Below are 6,585 nucleotides of genomic sequence, written 5' to 3'. Positions count from 1 at the left end.
CGCGCCCCGCTGGCTCACCGGATAACGAACCACGCGGAGCGTCCTGGCTTCGTCGAAACGGTACTCACTACCCAAACCTCCGGACGGATGTCCGGCGCTCCGCGTCCCTTCCATCCCTTCAGCGGTCAGCCGCGTGAGGCGGGAAAGCCATGTCTACGCGGTGGCGTGGTCCTTCAGGACGCCCAGCGGCACGATCGCCAGCATTTCCTCGTGGGTCGCCTCCAGCACGACCTGGGGCGCCATGCCCGCGTCGAGGGCTTCCTTCCAGCGGCCCGCGCACAGGCACCAGCGGTCGCCGGCCTTCAGGCCGCCGAAGGCCAGGTCGGGGCGAGGGGTCGACAGGTCGTTGCCCCGGGTCTTGGAAAAGGCCAGGAAATCGTCGGTCATCACCGCGCAGACGGTGTGCAGGCCCAGGTCGTGCGGCCCCGTCTCGCAGCAGCCATTGCGGTAGAAACCGGTGACCGGATTCATCGAACAGGCGGCGAGTTCGCCGCCCAGGACGTTCTTGGCGTTATTGTCGTACCGCGTGGTCATGGGATGATCCTACGCCGAACCCGAGAGGCGCCAAGGCGATTATCCCGTCAATTGTCCTACGGGGAAGGCTTTTGCTGCGGCGCAGCAATGCTAAGATTGGCGTAACGCAGAAAACAAAGCCGGGGAGCTCCATGACCACCGCCATTCCCAATCGCCCGCGCCGCAGCGCCCTCTACATGCCCGCCTCGAACGCCAAGGCGGTCGAGAAGGCCCGCACCCTGGACGCCGACGTCATCATTCTGGACCTGGAGGACGCCGTCGCGCCCGAGTCCAAGCCGGCGGCCCGCGAGGCGGCGGTGGCGGCGGTCAAGGCCGGCGGCTTTGGGGCGCGCGAGGTGGTGATCCGCGTCAACGGCATCGACACCCCCTGGGGCGCCGAGGACCTGGCCGCCGCGGCCGAGGCCGGCCCCGACGCGGTGCTGGTGCCCAAGGTGGGCGACGCCGCCGACGTGCGTCTCTACGACCAGCACCTGAACGGCGCCCCGCCCGCCACGCGGCTGTGGACCATGATCGAGACGGCCAAGGCCGCCTTCCACCTGTGGGAGATCGCCGAGGCCTCGCACGGCACCCGGCTGTCGGCCTGGGTCATGGGGGTCAACGACTTCGCCAAGGAGATGCGGGCCCGCCAGACGCCCGACCGCGCGCCGTTCCTGCCGCTGCTGACCCTGTCGGTGGCCGCGGCCCGGGCCCACGGCCTGACGATCCTGGACGGGGTGCACAACGACATCGAGGATCTGGCGGCGCTGGAGGCCGTCTGCGTGCAGGGCGTCGACTTCGGTTTCGACGGCAAGACGCTGATCCATCCCAAGCACCTGGAGATCTGCAATCGGGTCTTCTCGCCCTCGCCCGAGGACATTGCCTGGAGCCGCGCGGTGATCGCGGCCTTCAACGCGCCCGAAAATTCTGGCAAAGGCGCCTTGCGGGTCGACGGCAAGATGGCCGAACGTCTGCATCTGGCGCAGGCCGAGCGTCTGGTCGCCGTGGCCGAGGCGATCGCCGCGCGCGGCTAGGACCTAGAGGGGCGGTTGAAGGTTGCGAATGCGGGTTATCGTCTTCTCCGTCCTCCTGGCCGCCAGCCCGGCGCTGGCGCAGCAGAGCCCGGCGACGACGCCCGCGCCCCCGAGCCCGCCCCAGACTGTCTCCGCCGCCCCAACCGCCCAGGTTCCTCCCGCCCTTGATCCGCTGGCCGACCTGATCGCCCAATCGGGCCAGGATCAGGGCGTGGACGAGGAGCAGGCCGAGGCCGCCTCCAAGCCGGCCCCTCGGCACAAACCGACCTTGCTGCCGATCCCGCCGCCGGAATCGTCGGCGCCGGCCTTGCCAGGCGCGCCGGTTCCGGCCGAGCAGGTCTACGAGATGCGGGTGCGCGGCTCGATCGCCGCCGCCCAGAACCTGCAAGGCCCGCTGGACGGCGGCTGGCGGGTCGAGGGCGCGGACGGCGCGGGGCTCTACGCCCTGCAGCTGGTCGACAAGGCCGGTGGGGCCGGGACGCTGGAAGGCGCCTGGCGGGACCTGCGCCGCCCCGGGGCGGTGGGCTCGACCGGCCTGATCGACGAGCTTCGGCGCGATGGCGAGGACGTGGTGGCCCGCTTCGGCGCCCGGGAGGGCCAGACCTCGACCCTGACCCTGCGCCCGACCCCCGACGGGCGCTGGACGGGGGAGCTGATCGAGGACGGCGCCATTCGGCCCGTCGTCGCCGACCACCTGCTGCCCGAGGCCCCGCCGGGCTACGAGGCCCGGGGACGCGGTCCCTATGTCTGGCCGCCGCGAGCCTCGGCCAACCGCCCGGCCCCGGCCGCGGCGCCCGTCTGCTCGACCAAGGGCAAGAAGGGCAAGGCGCTGAAGGCGGCCAAGGCCAAGTGCGCGGCCGCCGCCCGCAAGGGCAAGGCCTCGACCCTCAAGAAGGGCAAGGCCTCCAAGGCCAAGGGGAAGAAGGTCTCGTCGCGGAAGAAGCGCCGCTAGATCTTATACTTAGAGCGCATTCGAGCGGTTTAACCGCTCACGCTTAAACCTACGCGCTTCTAGTTCTCCAGCACTTCCTCGGCCGCGGTGATCGCGGCCGCCAAGGCGTCGGGACCGTAGGGGCTGGCGGGGCTGTGGCCCCAGACCGGTCCTGGCCAGGCCGGATCGTTCCGATGACGGCCGACGACGTGGACATGCAGCTGGGCCGTGACATTGCCCAGCGACCCGATGTTGAGCTTGTCGACCTCCAGCCCCAGGGCCGCGCCCACCGCCCGGACGGCGGCCCCGGCCAGGACGATCTCCTCCATCAGCTGCAGGCGATGGCCGGTGTCGAGCTGCTCGATCTCGGTCAGGCCCGGCTGGCGCGGGATCAGGACGATCCACGGATAGCGGACATCGTCCTGCAGCCGCGCCTCGCACAAAGGCAGGTCGGCGACCAGGTGCGAGGTCGCCACGAAGGCCGGGTCGAGAACGAACTCAGCCACGCTTGGGAACCGCCGCCCAATAGTCGAAGTCCAGGATGACGGCGGAATCGTAGGCGCCTTCGCCGCCCTTGTCGGGGAATTCGGCGCAAGGGCTGTCCTTGGTCGCCACCAGCCGCAGGCGCAGGGCGCCGGCGGAGCCCAGGTCGGCCTTGTCCAGCACCTGGCTCCAGGCGAACACCGTGCCGCCGGCGAAGAAGGGGCTCACATGGCGGCCGCCGTTGATCGCCAGGATCAGTCCGGCGTTCTGCAGGCCGTTGAACGACAGCGCCTTGGCCGTCGAGATCACCACCCCGCCATAGACCAGCCGCCGGCCCGACGGATCGCGGCTCCGCTCGAACTGGTTGAAATGGACCTTGGCCGTGTTCTGCCACAGGCGGGTGGCCATCTGATGCTCGGCCTCTTCGACCGCCATGCCGTCGACGTGATCGATCTTCTCGCCGATCGCATAGTCCTCGAAGGCGTGCGGGGCGCCGGCCAGGGACCAGTCGTAACCCGAGAAGTCCAGGCCGGGCGGCAGGACGAGATCGGCTGGAGCCACGGCGGTCGACAGGGTCGGCACGGCCTGTTCGGCGATCTCGGCGTCCTCGTCGCGCTTGCGGACCATCACCCAGCGCACATAGCTCAGCACCGCCTCGCCGCGCTGGTTGACGCCCGTGGTCCGGACGTAGACGACGCCGGTCTTGCGGTTGGAATTCTCCTTCAGCCCGATCACGTCGGAGACGGCGGTCAGGGTGTCGCCCGGAAACACCGGAGCCAGGAACCGGCCCTCGGCGTAACCCAGATTGGCCACCGCGTTCAGGCTGATGTCGGGCACGGTCTTGCCGAACACCACGTGGAAGGCGACCAGCGGATCGACCGGGGCGGACACAAGGCCGCAGCCCCGGGCGAACTCGTCCGACGAGAACAGCGAAAAGCGCGGACCGTAGAGCGCCGTATAGAGCGCGACGTCACCGGCCGTGACCGTCCGAGGCGTGGCGTGGACCAGTCTCTGGCCCAGCTTGAAGTCCTCGAAGAAATGACCTGGGTCGGTCTTGCTCGTCGTGGGGGTCATTCCTGGCGCTCCTTATCCTTGTTGGCGCATCTTTGCCGCAGTGCAGCGAAACGGGAAAGGGGGCTTGAGGCCGGGACGCGACGGGTCTAGACCGCGCGCGACATTCCACTGTCCACAGCCTTGATGGAGACCCCATGGCTCGCGCGAAGATCGCCCTTATCGGCGCCGGCATGATCGGCGGCACCCTGGCCCACATCGCCGCTCGCGAAGAGCTGGGCGACGTGATCCTGTTCGACATCGCCGAAGGCACCCCGCAGGGTAAGGCCCTCGACATCGCCGAAGCCTCGGCCGTGTTCGGCAAGGACGTGGCCCTGAAGGGCGCCAACGCCTACGAGGACATCGCCGGCGCCGACGTCTGCATCGTCACCGCCGGCGTGCCGCGCAAGCCGGGCATGAGCCGCGACGACCTGCTGGGCATCAACCTGAAGGTCATGAAGGCCGTCGGCGAAGGCATCAAGGCCCACGCCCCGAACGCCTTCGTCATCTGCATCACCAACCCGCTCGACGCGATGGTCTGGGCCCTGCAGCAGTTCTCGGGCCTGCCGAAGGAAAAGGTCATCGGCATGGCCGGCGTCCTCGACTCGGCCCGCTTCGCCTACTTCCTGGCCGAAGCCACCGGCGTCTCGGTGGAAGACATCCACGCCTGGACCCTGGGCGGCCACGGCGACGACATGGTCCCGATGGTCCGTCACTCGACGGTCGGCGGCCTGCCGCTGCCGGAACTGGTCAAGCAAGGCTGGCTGACGCAAGAAAAGCTGGACGCCATCGTCGACCGCACCCGCAAGGGCGGCGGCGAGATCGTCGCCCTGCTGAAGACCGGTTCGGCCTTCTACGCCCCGGCCGAGAGCGCCATCGCCATGGCGACCTCGTACCTGAAGGACAAGAAGCGCGTCCTGCCCTGCGCCACCTACCTGACCGGCCAGTACGGCCTGAAGGACCTCTATGTCGGCGTGCCGGTGGTCATCGGCGCCGGCGGCGCCGAGAAGATCGTCGAATTCGAGACCAACGACGCCGAAAAGGCCATGTTCGCCAAGTCGGTCGAGTCGGTGCAGGGCCTGATGGAAGCCTGCAAGGCCATCGACAGCTCGCTGAAGTAAGCTTCGGCGCTCGAGCGATACGAGAAGGGCGGCTCCTCGCGGGGCCGCCCTTTTCTTTTATCTCTCTCCTCTGGGAGAAGGTTTCTGTTTAATGCGCGGCGTCGCCCGGCTCCTGGGAGATCTCTTCCAGGGTCCGGCCGACCTGCTTGGCGCCGTAGTCCTTGGCGACGTCGCCCAGGGACAGGATGCCGGTCAGATTGCCGGCCTCGTTCAGCACCACCAGGCGGCGGACCTGGTTGTTGGCCATCTTGGCCGTGGCGTCGGCCAGGATGTCGTCCTCCTTCATGCTCAGCACCTCGCCGTCGGACATGGCTTCCGAGACCGGGCTGTCGAAGCTGCGGCCCTCGGCGACCACGCGCAGGACAATGTCGCGGTCGGTGACCAGGCCGACGACCTTGCCGTCGTCGACCACCGGCACCACGCCGCTGTCGACCTTGGCCATGGTCTCGGCGACCTTGCGGATGCTGTCGGTGGGACGGGCGACCGAGACCTGGCTGGTCATGGCGTCACTGACTTTCATGGCGAACCTCTTGGGTTGGAGGCTCTAAAACCCACAGCCCGGTCGAACCGTTCCGCTTCCTCCAGCCGATGCGCGCCCCTATCTAGGCGCATCTCTTTCTCGTGGAGCTTCCATGTCGATCTCGATGCACCAGGCCAGCGCGCCCGTATTCATCCAGGGCCTGAAGGGTCTGAAGGGCGTCCTGGCCAAGGCCGCCGCCCTCGTCGAGGCCAAGGGCTGGGATCCGGACGCCCTGCTGAAGGCGCGGCTCTATCCAGACATGTTCCCGCTGATCCGCCAGGTGCAGATCGCCACCGACTTCGCCAAGGGCGGCGCCGCGCGTCTGGCCCAGGTCGAGGTTCCCGCCTGGGATGACGTCGAGACGTCGTTCGAGGGCCTGATCGCCCGTGTCGACCGCGCCATCGCCTATGTCGAAGGTCTCGATCCCGCCGCCTTCGACGGCGCCGAGAGCCGTGACGTGCAGCTGGTCCGCCGGGGCGAGACCCACAGCTTCAACGGTCTCGACTATCTGCAGGGCCAGGCGATGCCGAACTTCTTCTTCCACATCACCACCGCCTACGCGATCCTGCGCCACAACGGCGTCGAGGTCGGCAAGCGCGACTTCCTGGGCACGGCTTGAGCGCTCCCAAATCCCAAAGCACAGCCTTCCTCGCCCTTGTGGCGAGGACCCATGGCCGAGCCAGGCTCGGCGCTGGTCAGCGGTCTCTATCCGTGTGGACATGCGCCTATCGTCGCCTCACCGGCTGAACGATGGACCCCAGGCACAAGGCCTGGGGAGGCGGGTTTGGATGGGCGGAGGAGCAAAAGAGAGCGTCTCTTTTGACTCCTAGCGCTTTTTCAGCCATAAGCCCCGGCTTCCGGCGCTTTATCAGCAGCGCCTCCACCGTCACGACCCCGGCCTGGTAGCCCAGGATCCATCCGGACGAGGACGGCGAG

The 6,585-nt window shown here is 68.4% G+C and carries 8 protein-coding genes; 4 read left to right on the top strand and 4 right to left on the bottom strand.

Features of this window, described 5'->3' with window-relative positions:
* Window positions 1-153: 153 nt before the first annotated feature.
* The gene (locus VJ655_RS03530) at window positions 154-534 is read right to left on the bottom strand and encodes a DUF2237 family protein (protein ID WP_324098317.1); all 381 of its coding nucleotides are present in this window, start codon (window positions 532-534) and stop codon (window positions 154-156) included.
* A gap of 131 nt (window positions 535-665) precedes the next feature.
* On the opposite strand from VJ655_RS03530, the gene VJ655_RS03525 reads away from it, so the two are divergent.
* Window positions 666-1,544 carry a CoA ester lyase gene (locus tag VJ655_RS03525; protein WP_324098315.1) on the top strand — a complete coding sequence of 293 codons (879 nt, stop codon included), beginning with the start codon at window positions 666-668 and terminating at the stop codon, window positions 1,542-1,544.
* Between the two features lie 28 nt (window positions 1,545-1,572).
* On the top strand, window positions 1,573-2,496 hold the full coding sequence (locus VJ655_RS03520; RefSeq protein WP_324098312.1) for a hypothetical protein: 924 nt from the start codon (window positions 1,573-1,575) through the stop codon (window positions 2,494-2,496).
* Window positions 2,497-2,555: 59 nt separating this feature from the next.
* Here VJ655_RS03520 and VJ655_RS03515 read toward each other — a convergent pair whose 3' ends face one another.
* A complete protein-coding gene (locus VJ655_RS03515) occupies window positions 2,556-2,981 on the bottom strand; it encodes an HIT domain-containing protein (RefSeq protein WP_324098310.1) in 426 nt (141 codons plus the stop codon).
* On the bottom strand, window positions 2,974-4,032 hold the full coding sequence (locus VJ655_RS03510) for a MaoC family dehydratase (protein WP_324098308.1): 1,059 nt from the start codon (window positions 4,030-4,032) through the stop codon (window positions 2,974-2,976). Before VJ655_RS03510 ends, VJ655_RS03515 begins: the two co-directional genes overlap by 8 nt.
* A 134-nt stretch (window positions 4,033-4,166) precedes the next feature.
* On the opposite strand from VJ655_RS03510, the gene mdh reads away from it, so the two are divergent.
* Entirely contained in the window at window positions 4,167-5,129 is a 963-nt protein-coding gene (mdh, locus tag VJ655_RS03505) for a malate dehydrogenase (protein ID WP_324098306.1), read from the top strand.
* Window positions 5,130-5,217: 88 nt separating this feature from the next.
* On the opposite strand, the gene VJ655_RS03500 is transcribed toward mdh, so the two are convergent.
* Entirely contained in the window at window positions 5,218-5,649 is a 432-nt protein-coding gene (locus VJ655_RS03500) for a CBS domain-containing protein (RefSeq protein ID WP_324098304.1), read from the bottom strand.
* Window positions 5,650-5,761: 112 nt separating this feature from the next.
* On the opposite strand from VJ655_RS03500, the gene VJ655_RS03495 reads away from it, so the two are divergent.
* Window positions 5,762-6,268 carry a DUF1993 domain-containing protein gene (locus VJ655_RS03495; protein ID WP_324098302.1) on the top strand — a complete coding sequence of 169 codons (507 nt, stop codon included), beginning with the start codon at window positions 5,762-5,764 and terminating at the stop codon, window positions 6,266-6,268.
* Window positions 6,269-6,585: the final 317 nt, after the last annotated feature.

It is taken from the genome of Caulobacter sp., from assembly GCF_035254145.1.
Classification (GTDB): domain Bacteria; phylum Pseudomonadota; class Alphaproteobacteria; order Caulobacterales; family Caulobacteraceae; genus Caulobacter.
Note: the sequence above shows the minus strand (reverse complement) of the source record. Positions and strands in the feature narration are given on the sequence as shown.